This is a genomic window from Sphingopyxis sp. GW247-27LB (genome assembly GCF_002277025.1).
In the GTDB taxonomy this organism is placed as follows: domain Bacteria; phylum Pseudomonadota; class Alphaproteobacteria; order Sphingomonadales; family Sphingomonadaceae; genus Sphingopyxis.
On sequence record NZ_NIWD01000006.1, the window covers coordinates 1 to 21,572 of the forward strand.

General features: G+C 64.2%; 23 protein-coding genes, 3 tRNA genes and 1 pseudogene. 11 read left to right on the forward strand and 16 right to left on the reverse strand.

Going from position 1 to position 21,572, the window contains the following annotated elements:
* Window positions 1-145: 145 nt before the first annotated feature.
* The 5 genes and pseudogenes from CD928_RS05355 to CD928_RS23310 all read right to left on the reverse strand — a co-directional run bounded on the left by CD928_RS05355 (window position 146) and on the right by CD928_RS23310 (window position 3,671).
* On the reverse strand, window positions 146-1,627 hold the full coding sequence (locus CD928_RS05355; RefSeq protein ID WP_217983725.1) for a TonB-dependent receptor: 1,482 nt from the start codon (window positions 1,625-1,627) through the stop codon (window positions 146-148).
* A 96-nt stretch (window positions 1,628-1,723) separates the two neighbouring features.
* Window positions 1,724-2,539, reverse strand: a complete 816-nt coding sequence (locus CD928_RS05360; protein ID WP_255247054.1) for a FecR family protein — start codon at window positions 2,537-2,539, stop codon at window positions 1,724-1,726.
* A 27-nt stretch (window positions 2,540-2,566) separates the two neighbouring features.
* Window positions 2,567-2,752 (reverse strand): annotated as a pseudogene (locus CD928_RS24005) (DUF4880 domain-containing protein); the annotation flags it as partial.
* Window positions 2,673-3,263 (reverse strand): RNA polymerase sigma factor, encoded by a 591-nt coding sequence (locus CD928_RS05365; protein WP_217983727.1) that lies wholly within the window; start codon window positions 3,261-3,263, stop codon window positions 2,673-2,675. The gene CD928_RS05365 and the pseudogene CD928_RS24005, both read right to left, overlap by 80 nt.
* A gap of 180 nt (window positions 3,264-3,443) precedes the next feature.
* Complete coding sequence (locus CD928_RS23310) at window positions 3,444-3,671, reverse strand: hypothetical protein (RefSeq protein WP_176473464.1); 228 nt, start codon at window positions 3,669-3,671, stop codon at window positions 3,444-3,446.
* 258 nt (window positions 3,672-3,929) lie between these two features.
* Here CD928_RS23310 and CD928_RS22940 point away from each other — a divergent pair, with 258 nt between their 5' ends.
* On the forward strand, window positions 3,930-5,093 hold the full coding sequence (locus CD928_RS22940) for a hypothetical protein (protein WP_141237093.1): 1,164 nt from the start codon (window positions 3,930-3,932) through the stop codon (window positions 5,091-5,093).
* Here CD928_RS22940 and CD928_RS05385 read toward each other — a convergent pair.
* On the reverse strand, window positions 5,090-6,319 hold the full coding sequence (locus tag CD928_RS05385) for an integrase arm-type DNA-binding domain-containing protein (protein WP_095385950.1): 1,230 nt from the start codon (window positions 6,317-6,319) through the stop codon (window positions 5,090-5,092). The genes CD928_RS22940 and CD928_RS05385 overlap by 4 nt on opposite strands.
* 162 nt (window positions 6,320-6,481) lie before the next feature.
* Window positions 6,482-6,555: transfer RNA gene (locus CD928_RS05390), tRNA-Gly, on the reverse strand.
* Window positions 6,556-6,655: 100 nt separating this feature from the next.
* Here CD928_RS05390 and dinB point away from each other — a divergent pair.
* Complete coding sequence (dinB, locus tag CD928_RS05395; protein WP_095385953.1) at window positions 6,656-7,780, forward strand: DNA polymerase IV; 1,125 nt, start codon at window positions 6,656-6,658, stop codon at window positions 7,778-7,780.
* A 103-nt stretch (window positions 7,781-7,883) separates the two neighbouring features.
* Here dinB and CD928_RS05400 read toward each other — a convergent pair whose 3' ends face one another.
* On the reverse strand, window positions 7,884-9,479 hold the full coding sequence (locus CD928_RS05400; protein WP_095385956.1) for a peptide chain release factor 3: 1,596 nt from the start codon (window positions 9,477-9,479) through the stop codon (window positions 7,884-7,886).
* Between the two features lie 77 nt (window positions 9,480-9,556).
* On the opposite strand from CD928_RS05400, the gene CD928_RS05405 reads away from it, so the two are divergent.
* Window positions 9,557-10,195 carry a hypothetical protein gene (locus CD928_RS05405; RefSeq protein ID WP_095385959.1) on the forward strand — a complete coding sequence of 213 codons (639 nt, stop codon included), beginning with the start codon at window positions 9,557-9,559 and terminating at the stop codon, window positions 10,193-10,195.
* A 322-nt stretch (window positions 10,196-10,517) separates the two neighbouring features.
* A complete protein-coding gene (locus tag CD928_RS05410; RefSeq protein WP_095385962.1) occupies window positions 10,518-11,321 on the forward strand; it encodes an enoyl-CoA hydratase-related protein in 804 nt (267 codons plus the stop codon).
* A gap of 89 nt (window positions 11,322-11,410) precedes the next feature.
* Here CD928_RS05410 and CD928_RS05415 read toward each other — a convergent pair whose 3' ends face one another.
* The 3 genes from CD928_RS05415 to CD928_RS05425 form a co-directional block, all read right to left on the reverse strand.
* On the reverse strand, window positions 11,411-12,013 hold the full coding sequence (locus CD928_RS05415; protein WP_095385964.1) for an HD domain-containing protein: 603 nt from the start codon (window positions 12,011-12,013) through the stop codon (window positions 11,411-11,413).
* A gap of 70 nt (window positions 12,014-12,083) precedes the next feature.
* Window positions 12,084-12,797, reverse strand: a complete 714-nt coding sequence (locus CD928_RS05420; protein ID WP_095385967.1) for a hypothetical protein — start codon at window positions 12,795-12,797, stop codon at window positions 12,084-12,086.
* Window positions 12,797-13,372: a hypothetical protein gene (locus CD928_RS05425; RefSeq protein WP_095385970.1), complete on the reverse strand. Its 576-nt coding sequence runs from the start codon at window positions 13,370-13,372 to the stop codon at window positions 12,797-12,799. The genes CD928_RS05420 and CD928_RS05425 overlap by 1 nt, the downstream gene beginning before the upstream one ends.
* A gap of 133 nt (window positions 13,373-13,505) precedes the next feature.
* Between CD928_RS05425 and CD928_RS05430 the strand changes: the two genes are divergently transcribed.
* Window positions 13,506-13,952 (forward strand): Rrf2 family transcriptional regulator, encoded by a 447-nt coding sequence (locus tag CD928_RS05430; RefSeq protein ID WP_095385973.1) that lies wholly within the window; start codon window positions 13,506-13,508, stop codon window positions 13,950-13,952.
* Between the two features lie 45 nt (window positions 13,953-13,997).
* Here CD928_RS05430 and CD928_RS05435 read toward each other — a convergent pair whose 3' ends face one another.
* On the reverse strand, window positions 13,998-14,234 hold the full coding sequence (locus CD928_RS05435; RefSeq protein ID WP_095385976.1) for a hypothetical protein: 237 nt from the start codon (window positions 14,232-14,234) through the stop codon (window positions 13,998-14,000).
* A gap of 51 nt (window positions 14,235-14,285) precedes the next feature.
* Here CD928_RS05435 and CD928_RS23315 point away from each other — a divergent pair, with 51 nt between their 5' ends.
* Window positions 14,286-14,429, forward strand: coding sequence for a hypothetical protein (locus CD928_RS23315; RefSeq protein WP_176473465.1), 144 nt, complete (start codon window positions 14,286-14,288; stop codon window positions 14,427-14,429).
* Here the strand turns inward: CD928_RS23315 and CD928_RS05440 are convergent.
* Window positions 14,400-14,475: transfer RNA gene (locus CD928_RS05440), tRNA-Ala, on the reverse strand. The two genes, CD928_RS23315 and CD928_RS05440, sit on opposite strands and share 30 nt — an antisense overlap.
* A 121-nt stretch (window positions 14,476-14,596) precedes the next feature.
* Complete coding sequence (locus tag CD928_RS05445; protein ID WP_095385979.1) at window positions 14,597-14,920, reverse strand: FYDLN acid domain-containing protein; 324 nt, start codon at window positions 14,918-14,920, stop codon at window positions 14,597-14,599.
* 125 nt (window positions 14,921-15,045) lie between these two features.
* Between CD928_RS05445 and aroA the strand changes: the two genes are divergently transcribed.
* The 4 genes from aroA (at window position 15,046) to CD928_RS05465 (ending at window position 19,476) form a co-directional block, all read left to right on the forward strand.
* Window positions 15,046-16,386, forward strand: a complete 1,341-nt coding sequence (gene aroA, locus CD928_RS05450) for a 3-phosphoshikimate 1-carboxyvinyltransferase (protein WP_095385982.1) — start codon at window positions 15,046-15,048, stop codon at window positions 16,384-16,386.
* Window positions 16,383-17,012: a d(CMP) kinase gene (locus CD928_RS05455; protein WP_095385985.1), complete on the forward strand. Its 630-nt coding sequence runs from the start codon at window positions 16,383-16,385 to the stop codon at window positions 17,010-17,012. The genes aroA and CD928_RS05455 overlap by 4 nt, the downstream gene beginning before the upstream one ends.
* A 277-nt stretch (window positions 17,013-17,289) precedes the next feature.
* A complete protein-coding gene (rpsA, locus tag CD928_RS05460) occupies window positions 17,290-18,999 on the forward strand; it encodes a 30S ribosomal protein S1 (protein WP_095385988.1) in 1,710 nt (569 codons plus the stop codon).
* Between the two features lie 198 nt (window positions 19,000-19,197).
* Entirely contained in the window at window positions 19,198-19,476 is a 279-nt protein-coding gene (locus tag CD928_RS05465; protein ID WP_095385991.1) for an integration host factor subunit beta, read from the forward strand.
* Window positions 19,477-19,592: 116 nt separating this feature from the next.
* On the opposite strand, the gene CD928_RS05470 is transcribed toward CD928_RS05465, so the two are convergent.
* Together CD928_RS05470 and CD928_RS05475 are read right to left on the reverse strand one after the other, a co-directional pair.
* Window positions 19,593-20,360 (reverse strand): ABC transporter permease, encoded by a 768-nt coding sequence (locus CD928_RS05470; protein WP_095385995.1) that lies wholly within the window; start codon window positions 20,358-20,360, stop codon window positions 19,593-19,595.
* Complete coding sequence (locus CD928_RS05475; protein ID WP_095385997.1) at window positions 20,357-21,298, reverse strand: ABC transporter ATP-binding protein; 942 nt, start codon at window positions 21,296-21,298, stop codon at window positions 20,357-20,359. Before CD928_RS05475 ends, CD928_RS05470 begins: the two co-directional genes overlap by 4 nt.
* Before the next feature lie 92 nt (window positions 21,299-21,390).
* Between CD928_RS05475 and CD928_RS05480 the strand changes: the two genes are divergently transcribed.
* Window positions 21,391-21,477: transfer RNA gene (locus tag CD928_RS05480), tRNA-Leu, on the forward strand.
* Window positions 21,478-21,572 lie beyond the last annotated feature (95 nt).

Consider the following 21,572-nt stretch of genomic DNA (forward strand, 5'->3'; position numbering starts at 1 on the left):
CGGCGTTCGCCGCCGAACTGCATAAGCAATGGCCTGCGCAGCTACGCCCTACGGGCTCCGCTGCGCAGGCCATTGCTTACACCGCGCTCATGCGCAACAAAGCTGCTGGGCTCTAATCCCGGCTGGTGGAAACTAGGGGGTCACGTCATTGGAAACTATAGACCTTGTCCCAATTCCATGCGGTCTGCGACGACAGCATCAAGCTGTCCGAAATATCGATATCGAGGTTCAGGGATAGGATATCCGAACTGGCACGATAACGAGGGTCACGGACGGACGCTATTTCGCGCAGGTTACGCGATTGCATTAGACCCCCGTATGGATCCTTATAACCGAGCAGTCCGACCTGAAGGTTAGTGGTGGGATCATAGCCTACAGGACCCAAAATATTAGCTACGTGCAAGCCGCTAATATAGGCAATCCCCAACCCGTTGGGGGTTCCAAAGGCTGCATCGTCATAGAGGCTGCCCGCCTTACAACCCGTGGAAAGATAGGCTCGCCGTACTTCGTTGTATGAACCATCGGCTGGACCTGTTGAAGTTGATCCAATCATATCGGGACTGTCATCGCGGTGACAAAGCTGTTTTCCAGTGCGTGAGCGGTTGTCGCTCTCGCGGAAGCGCTCCCATATGAAGTTACCACGGAGCCAGTCGTTCTCGAAACCGAGCGTCGTGCGGAGCGACCAAAGGTCGCGCCCGTTGATGCGGTTCTTAGTGACGGAATTATAGTCATAACCATCGCGGTCTGTCATCGAGCCAGCGATACGGAGGCCAAGTTGATCTGAAACGATGGGAATATTGAGCATCCCGGTCATGCGACGGCTGTCGTAATTGCCGACCTCGCCCTTGATGTTACCCTCGAACTTATTCAGCTTAGGCTTAGCGGTGATGAGGTTGATGACACCACCCGTGGCATTGCGGCCATAGAGGGTGCCTTGCGGGCCCCGCAAAACCTCGAGCCGCTCCATGTCGAAAAATTCCTGCTCGAAGAAGCGATTCTGAATCATCCCGATATTATTGAAGCTGACAGCGACGCCCGGATCGGTCGTTGCGGAGATGGCTTTGGTGCCGATACCTCGAATCGAAATATTGTAGCTTGAGAAATTCGATTTACTGAAAGTAAGGTTCGGCACCGCGCGCATAATGTCGGGACCGCCCTCAATCTTCTGTTCCTCCAGATTCTTCTGCGACAGCGCCGTGATGGCGATCGGGACGTTCTGAGCGGATTCGACACGCTTTTGCGCGGTGACGATGATTTCTTCGCCGCGATAGCCGTCATCGGCGGCGGGCGTCGCGGCGTTTCCCGTGTTGGCCGATGTGGCAGGGGCGAGCGCCCAAGTGCGACCATCGCTCGACACGATCCGCAGTCCCGCATCGGCCGCAACGCGCCGGATGGCCTGATCGACAGTCATCGAACCCTTGATCGCGCGAATAGTCTTGCCTCGCACCGCCTCTTCGCTGACCAGGATTTGCACGTCCGCTTGCATTGCCAGCGCCGGGATGCCGGTCGCCGCCGACTGTGCCGGAACGTCAAAGCTCTTGGTCTGGGCCATCGCGGGCGTCGCCACCGCCACCGCATAGATTGCCACCGACGCCGCGAGCGCCCCGCGAAGATCGCGATACCGCATAAACATCCTCCCCTATGTAGCGGCCTGATCATTCAGGCTCACATGGACAACGATGCTTGAGCGAAACTTTTTTGTAATTTTTTCTGAAAAAGTTTGTCAGTCCGACGACAGGATGATCCGGTCAGCGGTGATGACGGCGCGCGAATCCGTCAGCATTTCAACGGCGTGCGCGAAGGCGTCGGGTTCATTGGTGCGGAAGCGGCCGATCATCTTTTTTTGCCCGAGCGCCGCGTCGGATAGGGTGATCTTGCGGACGTTATAGCGGTTGAACTCGGCCACGGCCTCCGCAACCGTGTCCCCGTCGAACACGAGCTGGCCGGTGCGCCATGCCAGCGCCCGGTCGATTTCCTCGCTCGCAGCGACAACGGACACGGCGGCTTTGTCGGGGGCAATGAAGGCGCGCGTTCCCGCCTCGACGCGGCGGATATTGGTTTCGTCCCCGACGCGCCACACCTCAACGACGCCTTCGGTCACTTGCACATCGACGCCGTTCGCCGCCCGCCTGACCGAAAAGGCCGTGCCGACCGCGCGAACGCGCACATCGCCAATCTCCACGACGAAAGGCCGGTCGCGGTCCTTGGCGACCTGAAACCATGCCTCGCCCCCCTTGAGCGCGATCTGGCGCACCTTCGGCTTCATCGTCACGTCGAGCGCGGTTTGCGTGTTGACGACGGCAAAGGAGCCATCGCTGAGCGGCGCCCGGCGAATTTCGCCTATCGCCGTCTGGATTTGCTCATCCGGCGCAGCGAAGAAATCCATACGCGGAAGGCCGACCACCAATGCGGCGGCAGCGGCAGCGGCGGCACCGCCGCCCAGTATGACGCGCCGCCTTGAAAACCAGCCGCCGCCAGCGGCGGCCACCTCGTAAGCTGGCGGTTGTCCGGCGCGAAGGACGCTCGCGCGGTCGAGCATGTTCCATGCGACCTTGGCACGGAAATAGGCACCGCGACGGCGATCGTCACCCGCGAGCCACGCCTTGAGTTCGGCGCGCACGGCAGGGTCGTGGCCCTCGCGGTCCATGCGGGCGACCCACTCGGCCGCGCGGTCATTGATCGCTTGTGCTGTTTCGCGTTCGCTCATCATATCCCATTCTTGCCATTGCCCGCGCGGTCTTGCGATCGCCATCGGCTATCGACTGCAATATCAGCTTCATGCCCTTGGCAACCTCATTCCCGATTACAAATTCCGTAACCCCAAGCTGTTCGGCGACTTCGCGCTGCGACAGTCCATCGACCTTGCGAAGCTCAAAAATCCTTCGGCATCGGTCAGGCAGTCCCTCGATAAGACGCTGCACGCGTTCCAGTTCGCGCCGGGCGGCGACAACCCGTTCGGGCGTCGGTTCGTCCATTGCGATGCCTGTGTTCTCAATCTCTGAAACCGACTCCATGCTGACCACTCGCGCGCGACGCAATCGCATGAGAACGATGCTGCGCGCGGCGGTGAAGAAATAAGCGCGACCGCTGGCGATATGGCTCACGTCTTTCAGGCCCGCGATCTGGCAATAGGTTTCCTGTATCACGTCCTCTAGGTCGTCGGGATCGAGCGTGCGGAGAAGCCAGGCGCGCACGTCCGCTTCGTGGGGCATGATTTCCCGCCCCACCCAAGCCATGATTCTCGCGCGCTTCTCCCGGTTCACGTCATTCGACTTTTTCGCTCCCGTTCACCCCAACGATGCACGACGGAGGATTTCCCGTAAATTTTGTTCAAATAGTTTCCGGTCGCGGCGATGATAGCATGACTGCGCGCGGTTAGGATTGTCAGCGAAGCACAAAAAAAGGGCGGGAAAATCCCGCCCTTTTCTCTGATTTATCGTCGCTTAGCGGTTCGGATCGGCCGCAGCCTCGTCGCTCGCCGGTTCTTCCGCAGGCTCCGCCGCCGGTTCGGCAGCGGGTTCAGCGGCAGGCTCGGCGGCGGGTTCTGCCGCAGGTTCCGAAGCGGGTTCGGCCTGTTCCGTGTCCGTCGGCTGTTCGGCGGTCTGTGCGGCGACGACGGGCGCCATAGCGAAGCCGGCAGCGGCGACGATCGGGAAAGCAATTTTACGCATATCAGGATGACCCCATTGTGGTTGTTGCGCCTATAAGCATGAAAAGCGATTTGCAGATTTGTAACCATGCGATCGGGCAACCCGTCCCGCGCTTCGCCCGGTTCATCCGAAGCGCGAACGAAGCAAAACGCAATCTGACGTTAAAAAGTGACCCAGTAGCGAAACTTTGTTTCGCGAATGTCGCTGATTCGCTTGGCCGAAAAAAATGGAAAATCCACCTCCGCGCATCGTTGAAGGGAGAAGGAGAATGTGAAAGGCATGAGCGAAGAAGCAGCGGCGGTAACGCGACAGGATATTTACGAACTCGTCTGGCAGAAGCCGTTGACGCATCTCGCGGGAGAATTTGGACTCTCGGACCAGCGGCTTGCGCGATTGTGCGAGCGCGAGGACATTCCGCGTCCCCCTCCGGGCTATTGGAGCAAGCTCGCGGTCGGCAAGCACGCCGGTGCTAGGCCGCCGCTTCCAGCCGGAGAGCGAGCCGCGGACGCCCTAGTTATTTGTGCATCTGCCCTGTCAGAACAGACCCTCACGCCGAAGTCGCAAGTCGAGCGGCTAAAGGCGGAACTGCCCGCCATTCGGATTTCCGAGCGGCTGATTCAGCCTCATCCGATCGTTACCGAGCGGATCGCTGCCCGTAAGAAAGAGATTCGCGCCCGCGCAGAATATTATGATCGCGGCTCGCGCGAGTGGAAGAAGGTCGCGCCTTTCGATCGTGCCGATCGCCGGCTTCTTTGTGTCCTCAACGCCATTTGTCAGGCGCTCGACGCTCACGGGATCGCTGTGGGACACGATGAGCGCGGCGAACCAACGGCGCGTTCGGGCCTTGATGCGATCAAGTTTCAGCTTCGCTTTCGAATGAAGCGGGTCAAGATACCGACCGGCCCGAATGGACGGCGCGCGCCGCTCAATGGGCCAGCCGTGGTGCCAAGCAGTCTGGAATCGACCGGCGATCTCATATTCGAGGTGACGAGTTGGATGCCCGCAGGCTTCCGCCGCCAATGGCGCGAAGGATCAACCTATAGGCTCGAACAACTTGCAAGCGACATTGTGGCGACGGTGATGGTTGCGCTTCCGGCCATCGCGGCCGAGCGTGAAGCGAGGGAAGAACGCGCGCGCCTCTATGAAATGCGGGCGCAGCAGCAGCGAGAACAAGAGGCGCAGCGCCGCCTAGACAGAAATCGCTTTCGGCGGCTTGCCGAACATGCCGAAGCATGGCGCACAACCTCGCTCGTGCGCCGCTTCGTCGCGGCCGTGCGGAAAACTGACCTCGACATGGAAACGGTGATCGACGGCATGACCATAGCGCAATGGCTCAAATGGGCGGACGTCGCCGCCGATCGTCACGACCCGCTTTCGCGGTCGTTGGGCGTGATCGAATCCATCGCAGACGTGCATCGTTGGACCTACCCGACTGACGGTTAGCGCCAACGTCTTTCACCGACGACCAGCTTCACCGGCTCAAAGTCTTTCCGCAAGCGATCGAGTTCATCCGACCAAAATTGCATCATCTGAACGCGCTCGTCCCAATATTCGCCTCTCGCATAGGCGCGCCGCACCGCGTTGCCTTCGGCATGGGCGAGCTGCCGCTCGATCGCATCGGGGTTCCAGCGGCCCATTTCGTTGAGCAAGGTGCTTGCCATCGCGCGGAAGCCATGCCCGGTCATTTCATCCTTGGCATAGCCGAGCCGACGCAGCGCGCCGTTGATGGTGTTTTCGGACATGGGGCGGCTGGCCGAACGCAGCGACGGGAAAAGAAACCGGCTCAAGCTGGCGTCATGTTCCAGCGTGGCGATGATTTCCAAAGCCTGCCGGGAAAGCGGAACCTTGTGGACCCGGCGCATTTTCATCTTGCTCTCGGGGATGGTCCAAACCCCGTTGTCGAGGTCAAACTCCTTCCATTCGGCATAGCGCAGTTCACCGGGGCGGACGAAAACATGGGGCAAGAGGCGCAGCGCGGTCAAAGTGGACGGATGGCCTTCGTAGCCCTCGATCGCCCGCAGCAGCGCGCCGACCTCCGTTGGCGTGGTGATGGCAGCGCGATGCGTCACCTTCGGCGTAATCAGCGCCCCGCGCAGATCGGCGGCAACGTCGTGATCGGCTCGAACGGTGGCAATCGCATAGCGGAAAACCTGACCGCATATGCTTCGCAGGCGATGGGCGGTTTCGTGCTTCCCCTTCGTCTCAAACTTGCGAAGCAGGGTCAGCAATTCAAACGGCTTGATTTCGGCAATCGGCCGATGCCCGATCGACGGATACGAGAAGTCCAGCAACCACCGGTTCTTCTTCATAGTGGCGGGTGCAAGACCTTCCTTCTCGACTTTGGTAAGCCATTCCTCCGCGACCGCCCGGAACGTGTTTGCTGCCGCGACGCTCGCCGCCGCCTTGTCCAGCCTGGCTTGCTCGGCGGGATCGCGGCCCGTGGCGAGCAGGCGCCGCGCGTCGTCACGCTTGGCTCTGGCCCCCGCGAGGTCAACATCGGGCCAAACGCCAAAGGCCAGCGTCTTCTCTTTGCCAAGGAATCGGTAGTTCATTCGCCAGTATCGGCGGCCCGATGGCGACACGAGCAGATAGAGGCCGCCCGAATCACTCATCTTGTATTGCTTGTCGCGGCCCTTGGCCGCCTTGATCGCTACCGCCGTCAGTCCCATGAGGGTATCTCTCCATCACCGCTTGAGACATACCCCGATATATACCCTCAAATTTGCCGGGTGCGCCGAGATACGCCTGCATCAACAGGGACGGTTATAGCAGAAAAAATGGGAGAAATCAGCCGTTTTTTGGACGTTGCCGGACGTCCTCGGAAGGGCCTCTGGAGCGGGTAGCGGGAATCGAACCCGCCTAGCTAGCTTGGAAGGCTAGAGCATTACCACTATGCTATACCCGCATCTCCAAGGCTGGCGGCGATTGCCAGTTTGCGGCGCCAGCGTCAAGCGAAACGCCGCGCCGCGATTGAGAACATCGTGGCAACATGCTAGGCCACACGAGTGAGCGAGACCGAAGCCAGCGACGACGATGAGCCAGCGGACGCCCCGATCCGCAAGATCATCCATGTCGACATGGATGCCTTCTACGCCTCGGTCGAGCAGCGCGACGACCCGGCGCTGCGCGGCAAGCCCGTCGCGGTCGGCGGATCGTCGCGGCGCGGCGTGGTCGCGGCGGCCTCCTATGAGGCGCGCAAGTTCGGCGTCCGCTCGGCGATGCCGAGCATCACCGCGAAGCGCCAGTGCCCCGACCTGATTTTCGTGCCGCCGCGCTTCGAGGTCTATCGCGACATCTCGCACCAGATCCGCGCGATCTTCGGCGACTATGCCGACGAGGTCGAACCGCTCTCGCTCGACGAGGCCTATCTCGACGTCAGCCGCGACAAGGGGGGGCTGGGCAGCGCCACCGCGGCCGCACGACTGATCCGCCGCCGCATCGCTGAGGAAACCGGGCTGACCGCGTCCGCCGGCGTCTCCTACAACAAGTTCATCGCCAAGCTCGCGTCGGACCAGAACAAGCCCGACGGGCTGACCGTCATCCCGCCGGGCAAGGGCGCCGCCTTCGTCCAGACGCTCTCGATCCGCCGCTTCCACGGCATCGGCCCGGTGACCGCGGCGAAGATGGAGGGGCTCGGAATCTTCTCGGGCGCCGATCTCGCCGCGAAGGACCTCGATTGGCTCGCCGCGCATTTCGGCAACAGCGCCGAATGGCTCCACAATCTGGCGCGCGGGATCGACCATCGGCGGGTCCGGTCGAACCGGCCGCTCAAATCGCTGGGCGGCGAGCGGACCTTCTTCAACGACCTGATCACCGACACCGAAATCCGCGAAGCGCTCGCGCATGTCTGCACCGTGGTGTGGGACCGCGCCGCGAAAAAGCAAGCGCGCGGGCGCACGGTGACGCTCAAGCTGCGCTACGCCGATTTCAGGACGATCACGCGGGCGAAGTCGGTACCGTTCGCGATCGGAGACGGCGCGGGCCTGCTCGCGGCGGGCGAAGCGATTCTCGCGCCGCTGCTACCGGTGGAACAGGGCATCCGGCTGCTGGGAGTGACGCTGAGCAAGTTCGAGGGTGAAGAGGATGAGGAGGAAGCGGCGGGGCCAGCCGATCTGCTGAGCCTTATCTAGTCTCGTCATTGGGAGGAGCATAGCGACGAAGCAATCTCCAGCTATCGGAATGCACTTTCGATAGCTGGAGATTGCTTCGCTCCGCTCGCAATGACGGCCGATTTTAGCTCGTCGCCGCGAACCGCCGCTCTTTCGTCGCCGTGAAGCGGATCGCCGGATGCCGCTGGGTGACATAGCCCACCTCCCACGCATCCTTCGCCATGAACACCGGCGCGCCGTCGCGGTCGGCGGCGCTGGCGCCGCGGTGATCGGCCTGGAACGCCCTGAGCGCCGCCGGATCGTCGCTCGCGATCCAGCGCGCCGTGTCCCAGGGCGATGCCTCGAGCTTCGCCTCGACCTTATATTCGGCCTCGAGCCGGCTGATCAGCACGTCGAGCTGCAACTGGCCGACCACGCCCACGATCATGTTCGACCCGATTTCGGGGTAGAAGACCTGAATGATCCCCTCCTCGGCCATGTCGTCGAGCGCTTTCCTGAGCTGCTTGGTCTTGGTCGGGTCGACGAGCGCGACGCGGCGCAATATTTCGGGCGCGAAATTGGGCAGGCCGGTGATCGTGATGTCGGTGCGTTCGGACAGCGTGTCGCCGACGCGCAGCGTGCCGTGGTTCGGAATGCCGATGATGTCGCCGGGAAAGGCCTCCTCGGCCATCTCGCGGTCCTGCGCGAGGAACAGCATCGGGCGGCTGATCGCGATCGCCTTGCCGGTTCCCCCTTGGGTAAGGCGCATGCCGCGCTCGAACTTGCCCGAGCAGAGGCGCATGAAGGCGATGCGGTCGCGGTGCGCGGGGTTCATGTTCGCCTGCACCTTGAACACGAAGCCGGTCACCGCCTCGTCGCCGGGGCGCACCGGCGCGGGCTCGGCGGGCTGCGGCTGCGGCCCCGGTGCGTGGCTTCCGAGCGCCGCGAGCAGGTCGACGACCCCGAATTCCTTGAGCGCCGAGCCGAAATAGACCGGCGTCAGGTCGCCATTGCGGTAGGCCGCGACGTCGAACGGCGCGTAGCAGGCCGAGGCGAGCTCGGTCTCTTCCCTGAGATGCGCGAGCGCGTCGGCGCTGAGCTCGGCGGTCAGCGCCGCATCGTCCAGTCCCGCGACGCCGACGCGCTTCCCCTCATACATGCGCGAGGCGTCGCCGCCGGGTTTCATGATCGCGGGATCGACGAGGTCGTAGAGCCCCTCGAACTGCCCGCCCATGCCCGCGGGCCAGTTCATAGGACAGACGTCGAGCGCGAGCCGGTCGGCGACCTCGTCGAGCAGCTCGAACGGCGGCAGCCCCTCGCGGTCGACCTTGTTGACGAAGGTGATGATCGGCACCGAACGCAGGCGGCATACCTCGAACAGCTTCAGCGTCTGCGGCTCGATGCCCTTCGCGGCGTCGATCACCATCACCGCGCTGTCGACCGCGGTCAGCGTGCGATAGGTATCCTCGCTGAAATCCTCGTGCCCCGGTGTGTCGAGCAGGTTGAAGACGAGCCCGGCATGCTCGAAGGTCATCACCGACGAGGTCACCGAAATGCCGCGCTGCTGTTCGATCTTCATCCAGTCCGACCGCGCGCGCCGCGCCGCGCCGCGCGCCTTCACCTCGCCCGCCATGTGGATCGCGCCGCCCGCGACGAGCAGCTTTTCGGTCAGCGTCGTCTTGCCCGCGTCGGGGTGCGAGATGATGGCGAAGGTGCGGCGATCGGGGTGCTTCGGGGTCATGGCGCGGGCGCCTAGCAGGTGGGGCGGCAGGTGGAAAGGGGCTGGCATCCGCGGCGCGGCGCGCGCATGACCGGACGATGCGAACCCTGCTCCTGGCCGCTGCGCTGCTCGCTGCCCCCGCCGCCGCGCAGAATTCATCCTTCGTCGGCGAATATGGCATCGCCGAAGGCCCCGATGTCGGCGGCGGCCTGCTCATCCGCAATGACGGCCGCTTCCAATATATACTTGCCGCGGGAGCGCTCGACGAACGCGCCGAGGGCCGCTGGGAGGCGCGCGGCGACACGATCTGCCTGACCACCGAGCCCAGGCCGGTACCACCGGCGATGTCGAAGGGCACGCCCGGCGAGATCGACGGCGCGGTGCCCACCATCCTGGTCACCTGGCCCAACGGCCGGACCGTCGCGGGCGTCGATTTCACCATCGGCTTCGACAGCGGCACGCCGATCGACGGTTATACCCAATATGACGGCTGGACGATGCCCGACCACGACACGCGCATCCCGCGCTGGGTCGAGGTACGCGAGCCGATCTACGGCATCACCGCGCCGCGCTTCGTGCTGACCGAGGCCGACGGCGGCAAGCTGCACGTGATCATCGAGCCCAACGACATCGGCGTGGTCGATTTCGAAGGCGCCTGCGCCGAAAAGACCGAGCGCGGCCTGACGCTGCACCGCGCGGAGGGCGATATGCGGTTCGTGCGGCTGGGCGAGGATTAGAGAAGGCCAAGACTATTTTGGGGTGGGGAGCGGGCGTTGAAACTGACGATCCTCCCTGTCGCGCAGCGATGGGGAGGTGGCAGCGGCGTAGCCGCTGACGGAGGGGCCGAGCGCGAAGCGCTCGCTACGCTCACGGCCCCTCCACCATCCTTCGGATGGTCCCCCTCCCCACGGCTGCGCCGCAGGGAGGATCCTACGTCCGCACCCGGCCAAAAACAGACGCCGCACCCTCACTCGCCCTGCCCTCTTGCACTCACCCTCCAAATGCGCCAAAACTTTACGTGAACGTAAAGGTAAAGCACCCGCGAGAGGATTCTTCCCCATGACCGATATCCCCAGCTTCGACACGATCAGGCTCGAAGTCGCCGACAATGTCGCGACGATCACCCTGAACCGCCCCGAGCGGCTCAATTCGATGCCGCCGGCGATGGCCGACGATATCCGCACCGCGCTCGACTATCTCCCCCTGCTCGGCGCGCGCGCGCTGCTGATCACCGGCGAGGGCCGCGGCTTCTGCTCGGGGGCGGATCTGGCGGGCGACCGCAGCGCGTCGGCGGTCGGCGGCGGCGCGAACAGCCGCAAGGCGCTGCGCAACCACTATAATCCGATGCTGCTCGCGCTCGCGAACCTCGACATTCCGGTCGTCGTCGCGGTCAACGGCCCCGCCGCGGGCGTCGGCTGCAGCTTTGCCCTGTCGGGCGACTTCACCCTCACGGGCAAGAGCGCCTATTTCCTGCAGGCCTTCGTCAACATCGGCCTCGTTCCCGACGGCGGCTCGTCGTGGATCCTGCCGCGGCTGGTCGGCTTGCCGCGCGCGACGCAGATGATGATGCTGGGCGAGAAGATTTCGGGCGAGCAGGCGGCCGAATGGGGCATGGTTTACAAATGCGTCGAGGACGGCGAACTGATCGCCGAAGCGCGCGCGCTCGCCGCGCGTCTCGCGAACGGCCCGACCGTCGCGCTCGGCACGATGCGCAAGGTGCTGCGCGCCGGCCTGTCGCAAAGCTATGCCGACACGCTCGACGGCGAGGCGACGGGTCAGTTCATCGCGGGCAACAGCGCCGATGCGATGGAAGGCATTCTGGCGTTCCAGCAGAAGCGCAAGACCGAATTCAAGGGTCGGTAACAAGCCGTCGCCCCCGCGAAGGCGGGGGCCGTTATCGGCATAGCGTAAGATTGCCAGCGGCCCCCGCCTTCGCGGGGGCGACACTAAATCTACTCCGCCGCTTCCTCGACCATCACCTTCTTGTAGATGCTCGTGCGCGGATAAGAGCAGAGCCGCGTCACCATCGGCTCGAAAAACTCGAGCGGCTCGCTGTCATAATCGGGGTCGAACGCCGGCGCGTCGTATTTTTCGCAGAATTCGGCGCACGCCGCATAATGCGTGCTATCCTTGAACTGGTCGCGCATGTCGCGGTCGAGGCCGAGATAGTGGAAGAAATAATGGCCCTGGAAGATGCCGTGGTGCTGGACGATCCACAGATTTTCCTCGGACAGAAAGGGTTTCAATATCGCCGCCGCGACGTCGGGGTGGTTGAACGCCCCCAGCGTGTCGCCGATGTCGTGGAGCAGCGCCATCACGACATATTCCTCGTCGCGGCCATCCCTGTGCGCGCGCGTCGCGGTTTGCAGGCAATGTTCGAGCCGGTCGACCGGAAAGCCGCCATAATCGCCGCCGAGCAGCTTCAGATGGTCGAGGATGCGCTTGCCATTGTTCGGCGCGAACTCCTTTTGCTCGCGCGCGATAATGTCCCAATCGTCCTGCGTGCCGTCGATCATCGATCGGAATTTGGCGTGGTCGTGCGTCATCTCGTTCATGGCCGGCTCTCCCGATTGTCGCCGGCCAGTCTACGCCACGCGTTGCACTTTGCAACCTTCGACTGGACGCTCAGCCGCCGGCCGTGTCGCTGCTGTCGACGCCATATTTCAGCGCCTCCTCGTGCGTCAGGCAGCGGCGGGTCGACTGGTCGGGGCCGCTGCCCTTCACCGCCTTCTGCTGATACATCACGTCGGTCAGCAGCTTGCGCGACACGCCCATCCGGATCAGGAAATCATTGTCCTCGCTCGCGAGCAGCGCCGCGTCCTGCTCGACGTCGCCGATCAGCTCGGTCGTGGCGTCGGTGCCCATCGCGACGCTCATGTCGATCGCGCCGCGGTCGCCGGTGCGCGTGAACATGTGGACGATGAACAGCCCGCCCGGATCGACGTAGCGCGGAATGCCGCCCATGAAGACGAAGTTGCACGCGCTGAAACAGGCCCAGCCCGACGGGATCCGCGTCGTGATGCCCATGTTCGACCGGATCACCCGCCCCGCCGCATTGCCCGCGCGCGCATCGCCGCCCGGCGAACTCAGCCAGATTTCGGTGATGTCGGGATGCGCGGCAAGCGCCGCCGTCAGCCGGTCGGGCAGCCCCGCATCGACGCGCCCTTCGGCGAGCAGTACCTTGACGCCGCTACGCTCGACCGGGGTCAGCACCATCGTGGGGTTGGTCGACCAATTGGGGTGGAGCGGACAGGTCGGATTTACGGGATCCTTCGCGGGCGTCGCACCGAGCGTCGCCAGCGCCGCCAGACCCAGCGCAAGACGCGCCGCCCGCTTCATCACGCCTGCGCCAGCGTATAGCGCGGCTGGCCGGGTTCGCGGCACATGCGCTTGGTCGCCCGCGTCTCTTCGCCGTCGACGATGATGAAATCGGTGACGTTGATGCACTGGCGTCCGCCCGCCTCGTCGTTGCGCGCGATGATCGTCGACGAACCGCTGACGCCCTCGCGCGTTTCGCTGGTCCAGTTCGCGGTCGACCCGACCGCTTCGCCGCGCACCGCGTCTTCGGTCGCCTTGGCCGCCTGCACCTGTTCGGCGGGATCGAGCTTGCAGGCGATGGCGTTGGTCAGCGTGTCGCTGACCTCGGCGATCGGCACATAGCTGTAGACGCCCGCCTTGCTCGCGGCGTCGCCGATCGCCTCGTTCAATATGCCGCCCAGAATGTTGCGGCCCGCGCGGCTGCCTTTCTTGCCCTTGGGGCAGCCGCCATTGTCCTCGCTGCTGTCGGGGCTCGGCGATGGCGTCGGCGCAGGGGTCGCCACCTTGCGCAATATGCCGCCGAACTGCGCCTGCGCCGGCGTCACGGTCAACGCCGCGATCGCCGCCCAGGCGGGGAAGAAATAGGATCGTCGCATGCACCGCTCCCGGACCTGTTGAGGCCTTGCTTATAACGGCGAAACTAGTCGCCGCTGTGATTTCGATCAATGGCGCAAAAGATTGTCATGCCAGCAGGTTGAAATTGTCGCCGAACTGGCTCAGACAGCGGCCATGCTCTCGCAGAAGACCCGCTATACCATCCGCGCCTTCCAGCACCTCGCCGACCATTGGGGCAAGGGGCAGGTGCAGCTTGCGGACATCGCGGAGGCGCAGAACATCCCGCCCAAATTCCTGACCGTCATCCTGTCGGAAATGGCGCGCGAGGGGCTGCTCATTTCGCAGCGCGGGCGCGACGGCGGCTATCAACTCGCGCTGCCGCCGATCGACATCAGCTATGGCGATCTGGTGCGGCTGACGCGCGGATCGCTCGCGCTCGTTCCCTGCGCGAGCCGCAACGCGCACGAACATTGCAAGAATTGCCTGCCCGAAAGGGAATGCCGGATGCGCAGCCTGATGCTGAAGGTGCGCGACGACACCGCCGCGATCCTCGACCGCATCTCGCTCGCCGATCCGATCCGCATGGAAGCGCTGTTCGAAACGGAAGACGCCGCGCAATAGCGCGGCGTCGCCCTTGATCGCTCATTCGATCTCGTGTCGGGCCCGTCAGGGGCTGACCGGCGAATCGTCGTCGTTGCTCGCGATGATGATGATCGCGGTCACGCCCGCGAGCAGGCCGAGAAGGCCGATCAGCCAGCCCGAATTGCCTTCGAGCTGGTTCTGGCCGCTGCTCGCCGACACCGCGGACACATCCTTATAGGCCTGCGCCGCCGAGGCCGTCACCGGCGCGGCGACCATCGATGTCGCCACAAGCGCGAGCGCGGCTTTCTTGAACAGGGTCATGTCATTCTCCGTTTGTTGGAACCGTTCCGTCCGCCGAAGTAACGAACATATGTGACAGTCGATCCACGCCGCGGCCTCGACTCGACGGCAAATCGGCACGGCATGTGGCGGATGGGGACGAGCCACGATGATCCGGAGGGGGCGCTCTATCGCGCCAAGGGGAAATGGTGGAGCCTACCGGGATCGAACCGGTGACCTCTACAATGCCATTGTAGCGCTCTCCCAGCTGAGCTAAGGCCCCGTGCCATTTCGCATAATCGCCCTGGGTGGTGCGATCGGGACGCCGCCTTTACCAGCGCGCGTCCCATATGCAAGGGGCCAAATGCATCGCGCGATGCTTTTTTGGCCCCTCGCCCGTTCGGTCAGCCTTCGTCGTCCTCGTCGTCGCCGGTCGCGACGCCCAGATCGTCGTCGCCGCCAAGGTCAACGTCGTTGTCGGGCGAATCGCTGTCCTCGTCGACATCGACGTCCAGATCCAGATCGTCGTCCGATTCCGTTTCCTTGGCCGGCTTGCCGGGCTTTTCGGCCTCCTCGAACGGCATCGGCTGCTTCGATTTCAGCACCGATTCCGGGATCCAGGCATAACCGCAATTGATGCAGGTGACCGGATCATCGTTGGTCAGATCATAGAATCGCGTGGCGCATTTCGGGCAGCTGCGTTTCGTGCCCCATTCAGCCTTTATCATATAAGCCTCTTAAACATCTGAAAACAGGTAGGGAATTTTGGAAGAAAATCGGCACTTCGCGGCCGATCCGTCAAATCGGCGTGCGCCTTGCCAGATTGTCGGGCCGCTGTCAAAAGCGCCGCGCGATGACCCATCCCCACCCCACCCCGCGCCGCTTTTCCCTTTCCCCGCCGCTCACCGGCCGGATCGCCATTCCCGGCGACAAGAGCATCTCGCACCGCGCGCTGATGCTGTCGGCGCTCGCGGTGGGGACGAGCCGCGTCACCGGCCTGCTCGAAGGCCATGACGTGCTCGCCACCGCCGCGGCGATGCGCGCGATGGGGGCGAGCATCGAGCGCACCGGCGAAGGCGCCTGGAATATCGACGGCGTCGGCGTCGGCAGCCTCCTTCAACCGCGAGAGGCCCTCGACATGGGGAACAGCGGCACTTCGACCCGCCTCCTCATGGGCCTCGTCGCGAGCCACCCGATCACCGTCACCTTCACCGGCGATGCCAGCCTGTCGGGGCGCCCGATGGGCCGGGTCATCGACCCGCTCTCGCAGATGGGGGCCGACATCTCCGCCTCGCCGGGGGCCAAAGGGACCCAGACTCTGCCGCTGATGGTCCGCGGCCTCGCCCCCGCCATCCCCCTCGCCTATCGCCTGCCGATGGCCTCGGCACAGGTGAAGAGCGCCGTGCTGCTCGCGGGGCTCAACACGCCGGGCATCACCGAAGTCGTCGAGCCCGTCCCGACGCGCGATCATAGCGAGCGGATGCTGCGCGGCTTCGGTGCCGATCTCAGCGTCGAGACCGGCGCCGACGGCACCCGCCACATTCGCGTTCGGGGCGAGGCCGAGCTCAGGCCGCAGACGATCGTGGTGCCCGGCGACCCCTCGTCGGCCGCCTTCTTCATCGTCGCGGCGCTGCTCGTGCCCGGTTCGGACGTCACGATCGCCAATGTCGGGCTCAACCCCACCCGCGCGGGCCTCGTCGAGGTGCTGCAGGCGATGGGTGGCGACATCACCCTGCTCGATGCGCGCGAAGTCGGCGGCGAACCCGTCGCCGACCTGCGCGTCCGCCATAGCGTCTTGAAGGGCATCGAGGTCGACCCCGCGGTCGCCCCGAGCATGATCGACGAATATCCGATCCTCTTCGTCGCCGCCGCGCTCGCCGAAGGGCGCACGGTGACGACCGGCCTCGACGAACTGCGCGTCAAGGAAAGCGACCGGCTGGCGGTGATGGCGGCGGGGCTGGCGGCGATCGGCGCGCGCGTCGAGGAAAGCGAGGACGGCCTGATCATCGATGGCAGCGGCGGCGATCCGCTCGCGGGCGGCGCGACCATCGCCGGCCACCTCGACCATCGCATCTGCATGAGCTTCGCGATCGCGGGCCTCGTCAGCAAGGCGCCCGTCACGATCGACGACATGGCGCCGGTCGCGACGAGCTTCCCCAATTTCGAAGCGCTGCTCGAAGGACTCCAGGGGTGATCATCGCCGTCGACGGCCCCACCGCGTCGGGCAAGGGCACGATCGCGCGCGCGCTCGCGGCGCATTTCGGCCTGCCGGTGCTCGACACCGGGCTGCTCTATCGCGCCGTCGGCTATCAGACGCAGCTCAATCACGGCGATCCCGACGATGCGCGCGACGCTTTCGCCGCGTGCGATTTTCCGGGCAGCCTGCTCGATGATCCCGCGCTGCGCTACGAAAGCACCGGCAGCCTCGCGAGCCGCGTGTCGGTGCATCCGGAGGTGCGCAAGGCGCTATTCCAGCGCCAGGTCGACTTCGCGAACCAGCCAGGCGGCGCGGTGCTCGACGGGCGCGACATCGGCACGGTGATCGCACCGCATGCCGACGCCAAGCTGTTCGTCACCGCGACCCCCGAGGAACGCGCGCGCCGCCGCCATGCCGAGATGCTGGGCCGCGGGGTCGAGGTCACCTATGACGCGGTGCTCGCCGACATCCACGCCCGCGACGCGCGCGATACCGGCCGCGCCGACGCGCCGCTGCTCCGCGCCGAGGACGCGTTGCTGCTCGACAATACGGCGCTCGATCGCGCGGCGGCCATCGCCGCTGCGATCGCCTTCGTCGAAGGCAAGGTCGGCGCGCGCGGCTGAGTTTGCCGCTTTCGCCTTGCTCGCGGCGCCCGATGCGACTATATGCGCCGCGTCCAACGGGCGATTTCGCCGGTTGCGGCACAGCTTGGCCGCCGCTCGATACGAGCGTCGGGCGTGACGGGGCGCACCTGTCGCGCCCTTTTTGCTTTGCCTGTGTCCTGCCGCGACGCCGTCCAGCGGATGTCCCGCCCCGCATCCGGCGGACGGGACGGATCGGCCACAAGACCAGCGGACCCAACCGCTTGGCCGGAACAAATGAAGTAAGGAAGACACATCTATGGCCACTACGGCTTTTCCGACGCGCGACGATTTCGCCGCGATGCTCGATGAATCGCTGGGCGGCGCCGACGGCGGCTTTGAAGGCCGCGTCGTCAAGGGCACCGTGACCGGCATCGAAAACGACCTGGCAGTGATCGACATCGGCCTGAAGAGCGAAGGCCGCGTGCCGCTTCGCGAATTCGCGATGCCGGGCCAGAAGGCCGATCTCAAGATCGGCGACGAAGTCGAAGTCTATGTCGACCGCGTCGAGAACGCCAACGGCGAAACCATGCTGTCCCGCGACCGCGCCCGCCGCGAAGCCGCCTGGGACCGCCTCGAAGAAGAATTCAACAAGGAAGCCCGCGTCGAAGGCGTCATCTTCGGCCGCGTCAAGGGCGGCTTCACCGTCGACCTCGGCGGCGCCGTGGCGTTCCTTCCGGGTTCGCAGGTCGACATCCGCCCGGTGCGCGACGTCGGCCCGCTCATGGACCTGCCGCAGCCCTTCCAGATCCTCAAGATGGATCGCCGCCGCGGCAACATCGTCGTGTCGCGCCGCGCCATCCTCGAGGAAACGCGCGCCGAACAGCGTTCGGGCCTGATCCAGAACCTCGAAGAGGGTCAGATCATCGAAGGCGCGGTCAAGAACATCACCGATTATGGTGCGTTCGTCGACCTCGGCGGCATCGACGGCCTGCTCCATGTCACCGACATGAGCTACAAGCGCGTCAACCACCCGAGCGAAGTCATCAACATCGGTGACACGGTCAAGGTGCAGATCATCCGCATCAACCGCGACACGCAGCGCATCAGCCTCGGCATGAAGCAGCTCGAAAGCGATCCGTGGGAAGGCGTCGCCGCCAAGTATCCGGTCGGCGCGAAGCTCACCGGAACGGTCACGAACATCACCGATTACGGCGCGTTCGTCGAGCTGGAACCCGGCATCGAAGGCCTCGTCCACGTCAGCGAAATGTCGTGGGTCAAGAAGAACGTCCACCCCGGCAAGATCGTTTCGACCAGCCAGGAAGTCGACGTCATCGTCCTCGAAGTCGACAGCGAGAAGCGTCGCATCTCGCTCGGCCTCAAGCAGGCGCAGTCGAACCCCTGGGGTGCCTTTGCAGAGGCTCACCCGGTCGGCAGCGTCGTCGAAGGCGAAGTCAAGAATGCGACCGAGTTCGGCCTGTTCGTCGGCCTGCCCGGCGACGTCGACGGCATGGTCCACATGTCGGACATCGCCTGGGGCATCTCGGGCGAGGAAGCGCTGCACCTCCACCGCAAGGGCGAGCAGGTGCAGGTCGTCGTTCTCGACGTCGACGTCGAGAAGGAACGCATCAGCCTCGGCATCAAGCAGCTTGAAAAGGGCGCTCCCGCCGTCGGCGCCGGCGCCGGTGCGGGTTCGCTGAAGAAGAACGACGTCGTCACCGTCACCGTCCTCGAAGTCCGCGACAACGGCCTCGAAGTCCAGGCGGGCGACGATGGCGCGACCGGCTTCATCAAGCGCGCCGACCTCGGCCGCGACCGCGACGAGCAGCGCCCCGACCGCTATCAGGTCGGCCAGAAGTTCGACGCGATGGTCGCCGGCTTCGACCGCTCGAAGAAGCCGAACTTCTCGGTCAAGGCGATGCAGATCGCCGAAGAGAAGCAGGCCGTCGCGCAGTACGGCTCGTCGGACTCGGGTGCGTCGCTCGGCGACATCCTCGGCGAGGCGCTGAAGGCGGGCAAGAAGGGCTGACCCTTCCCTCCTTCGACGAAATGACGGAAAGGCCCGCCGAGTGTCCCTCGGCGGGCCTTTTTCGTCGCGGGATATATTTTGATCGAATCCCGATTCATGGTAGGTTCTGCGCGCGTTGGGAGGGGTCTCACGCAATCGAGCCGGCAACGACCGGATATCCCCGCGAAGGCGGGACAGGCGTGATAATAGGGGAAGCAGATGATCCGGTCGGAACTGGTTCAAAAGATCGCGAGTGAAAACAGCGACTTGCGCCTCGAAGAGGTGGAAAAGATCGTCGATGTTTTCTTCGATTCCATCGTCGACCAATTGGCGGCCGGCGGCCGCGTGGAATTGCGGGGTTTCGGGGCCTTTTCGACCCGCAGCCGCGACTCGCGCACCGGCCGCAATCCGCGCACCGGCACACCCGTCGCGGTGAAGGCCAAGAGCGTGCCCTATTTCAAGCCGGGCAAGGAAATGCGCGAGCGGCTGAACGACTGACAGTCGGTAATCTCGGCGTTTCAAAAATCGTCATTGCGAGCGCAGCGAAGCAATCTCCAGCCATAGAACTGGAGATTGCTTCGCTGCGCTCGCAATGACGATGGGCTGCACCCGCCTTAATTCTTCAGCCGGTACCCGGTCCGGAACATCCAGAAGATCACGCCGAGGCACAGCGCCAGGAACAGCGCGACCGCGCTCATGCTCACCTCGATCGCGACGTCGCCCTGCCCGAAGAAGGTCCAGCGAAAGCCGCTGATCAGATAGACCACGGGGTTGAACAGCGTCACCGCCTGCCACGCCTTCGGCAGCATTTCGAGCGAATAGAAGGCGCCCCCAAGAAAGGTCAGGGGATAGACGACGAGCATCGGGATCACCTGCAGCTGCTCGAAACTCTGCGCCCAGATGCCGATGATGAAGCCGAAGAGGCAGAAGGTCACCGCCATCAGGATCATGAACGCCGCCATCAGCAGCGGATGCGCGACCTCGACGTCGACGAACAGATGCGCGGTCGCGAAGATGATCGACCCGATGATCACCGACTTGGTCGCCGCCGCGCCGACATAGGCGATCAGCAGTTCGAGCGGCGACATCGGCGCCGACAGCATCTCGTAGATCGTCCCGGTCCATTTGGGCATGTAGATGCCGAACGACGAATTGCTGATGCTTTCGGTGAACATCGTCAGCATCATCAGCCCGGGCACGATGAACGCGCCATAGGGCACCGTGCTGACCTCGCTCATCCGGCTGCCGATCGCCGAGCCGAAGACGACGAAATAGAGCGCGGTGGTGATCACCGGCAGGATCAGGCTGGTCCAGAAGGTCCGCCCGAAGCGCGCCATCTCGAACTGATAGATCGCGCGAATGCCGCGGAAATTCGAAATCATGCCGCCTGCTCCGCCTTCGTCTCGTGCACCAGCCCGACGAAAATCTCCTCGAGCGAGCTCTGCTTCGTGTGCAGATCCTTGAAACCGATGCCGAGGTCGCTCATCCGCCGCAGCAGCGAGGGCACCCCGGTCGCCTCGGCCTGGCTGTCGAATTCATAGACCAGTTCGTGCCCCTCGCCCGCGAGTTCGAGCCGCCATTCGCCGAGCTCGGCAGGGATGGCCGTCATCGGTTCGGCGAGGTTGAGGGTCAGCGTCTTGCGCCCGAGCTTCTTGATCAGCGCGTTCTTCTCCTCGACCAGGATCAGCCTGCCCTTGCTGATCACCCCGACGCGGTCGGCCATTTCCTCGGCCTCCTCGATATAATGGGTCGTCAGGATGATCGTGACGCCGCGCTCGCGAAGCCCGTGCACCATGGTCCACATGTCGCGGCGCAGCTCGACGTCGACCCCCGCGGTCGGCTCGTCGAGGAAGAGGATTTCGGGTTCGTGGGAGAGCGCCTTCGCGATCATCACGCGGCGCTTCATCCCGCCCGACAGCTCCATGATCTTGGCGTCGCGCTTGTCCCACAGCGACAGGTCGCGGAGCAGCCGCTCGATGAAGGCGGGGTCGCGCCGCTTGCCGAACAGCCCGCGCGAAAAGTTGACCGTCGCCAGCACCGTCTCGAACGCGTCGGTGTGCAATTCCTGCGGCACCAGCCCGATCATCGAGCGCGCGGCGCGATAGTCGCGAAGATGGTCGTGCCCCGCCACCGTCACCGTGCCGGCGCTGGGCATGACGATGCCGCATACGATGCTGATCAGCGTCGTCTTGCCCGCGCCGTTCGGCCCGAGCAGCGCGAAAATCTCGCCCTTCGCGATGTCGAGATCGACGCCGCTCAGCGCCTGGTGGCCGCTCTTGTAGGTTTTGCCGAGGCCGGAGATGGAGAGCACGGGTTGCATGGCGGCATGCTCTACCCGAGCCCATGGGCGCGGGAAAGCCGCAAACAGCGCTTGACCTCCTCCGGCCCATCCGCTTGACCGGCAGCGGGTGCGCGGACGTGGCGGAACCGGTAGACGCAGCAGACTTAAAATCTGCTATCCATCTGGGTGTGCGGGTTCGAGTCCCGCCGTCCGCACCAAGTTACTCGTTTCAAGAAGTCTCATTCGGTCTCATTTTACTCGCTGTGTCGCCAAATTCTGGGAGTTTTATCGTCTCATATCGTCTCTGACATTC

What these genes read in the sequence shown, in the direction of transcription:
- CD928_RS05425 (WP_095385970.1), bottom strand. Translation starts at nt 13,372, where the DNA reads ATGCGACGATCCTATTTCTTCCCCGCCTGGGCGGCGATCGCGGCGTTG.
- rpsA (WP_095385988.1), top strand. Translation starts at nt 17,290, where the DNA reads ATGGCCACTACGGCTTTTCCGACGCGCGACGATTTCGCCGCGATGCTC.
- CD928_RS05475 (WP_095385997.1), bottom strand. Translation starts at nt 21,298, where the DNA reads ATGCAACCCGTGCTCTCCATCTCCGGCCTCGGCAAAACCTACAAGAGC.
- CD928_RS05410 (WP_095385962.1), top strand. Translation starts at nt 10,518, where the DNA reads ATGACCGATATCCCCAGCTTCGACACGATCAGGCTCGAAGTCGCCGAC.
- CD928_RS05430 (WP_095385973.1), top strand. Translation starts at nt 13,506, where the DNA reads ATGCTCTCGCAGAAGACCCGCTATACCATCCGCGCCTTCCAGCACCTC.
- aroA (WP_095385982.1), top strand. Translation starts at nt 15,046, where the DNA reads ATGACCCATCCCCACCCCACCCCGCGCCGCTTTTCCCTTTCCCCGCCG.
- CD928_RS22940 (WP_141237093.1), top strand. Translation starts at nt 3,930, where the DNA reads ATGAGCGAAGAAGCAGCGGCGGTAACGCGACAGGATATTTACGAACTC.
- CD928_RS05360 (WP_255247054.1), bottom strand. Translation starts at nt 2,539, where the DNA reads ATGCTCGACCGCGCGAGCGTCCTTCGCGCCGGACAACCGCCAGCTTAC.
- CD928_RS05470 (WP_095385995.1), bottom strand. Translation starts at nt 20,360, where the DNA reads ATGATTTCGAATTTCCGCGGCATTCGCGCGATCTATCAGTTCGAGATG.
- CD928_RS05435 (WP_095385976.1), bottom strand. Translation starts at nt 14,234, where the DNA reads ATGACCCTGTTCAAGAAAGCCGCGCTCGCGCTTGTGGCGACATCGATG.
- CD928_RS05385 (WP_095385950.1), bottom strand. Translation starts at nt 6,319, where the DNA reads ATGGGACTGACGGCGGTAGCGATCAAGGCGGCCAAGGGCCGCGACAAG.
- CD928_RS05465 (WP_095385991.1), top strand. Translation starts at nt 19,198, where the DNA reads ATGATCCGGTCGGAACTGGTTCAAAAGATCGCGAGTGAAAACAGCGAC.
- CD928_RS05420 (WP_095385967.1), bottom strand. Translation starts at nt 12,797, where the DNA reads ATGAAGCGGGCGGCGCGTCTTGCGCTGGGTCTGGCGGCGCTGGCGACG.
- CD928_RS05445 (WP_095385979.1), bottom strand. Translation starts at nt 14,920, where the DNA reads ATGATAAAGGCTGAATGGGGCACGAAACGCAGCTGCCCGAAATGCGCC.
- CD928_RS23310 (WP_176473464.1), bottom strand. Translation starts at nt 3,671, where the DNA reads ATGCGTAAAATTGCTTTCCCGATCGTCGCCGCTGCCGGCTTCGCTATG.
- CD928_RS05415 (WP_095385964.1), bottom strand. Translation starts at nt 12,013, where the DNA reads ATGAACGAGATGACGCACGACCACGCCAAATTCCGATCGATGATCGAC.
- CD928_RS05355 (WP_217983725.1), bottom strand. Translation starts at nt 1,627, where the DNA reads ATGCGGTATCGCGATCTTCGCGGGGCGCTCGCGGCGTCGGTGGCAATC.
- CD928_RS05405 (WP_095385959.1), top strand. Translation starts at nt 9,557, where the DNA reads ATGCGAACCCTGCTCCTGGCCGCTGCGCTGCTCGCTGCCCCCGCCGCC.
- CD928_RS05400 (WP_095385956.1), bottom strand. Translation starts at nt 9,479, where the DNA reads ATGACCCCGAAGCACCCCGATCGCCGCACCTTCGCCATCATCTCGCAC.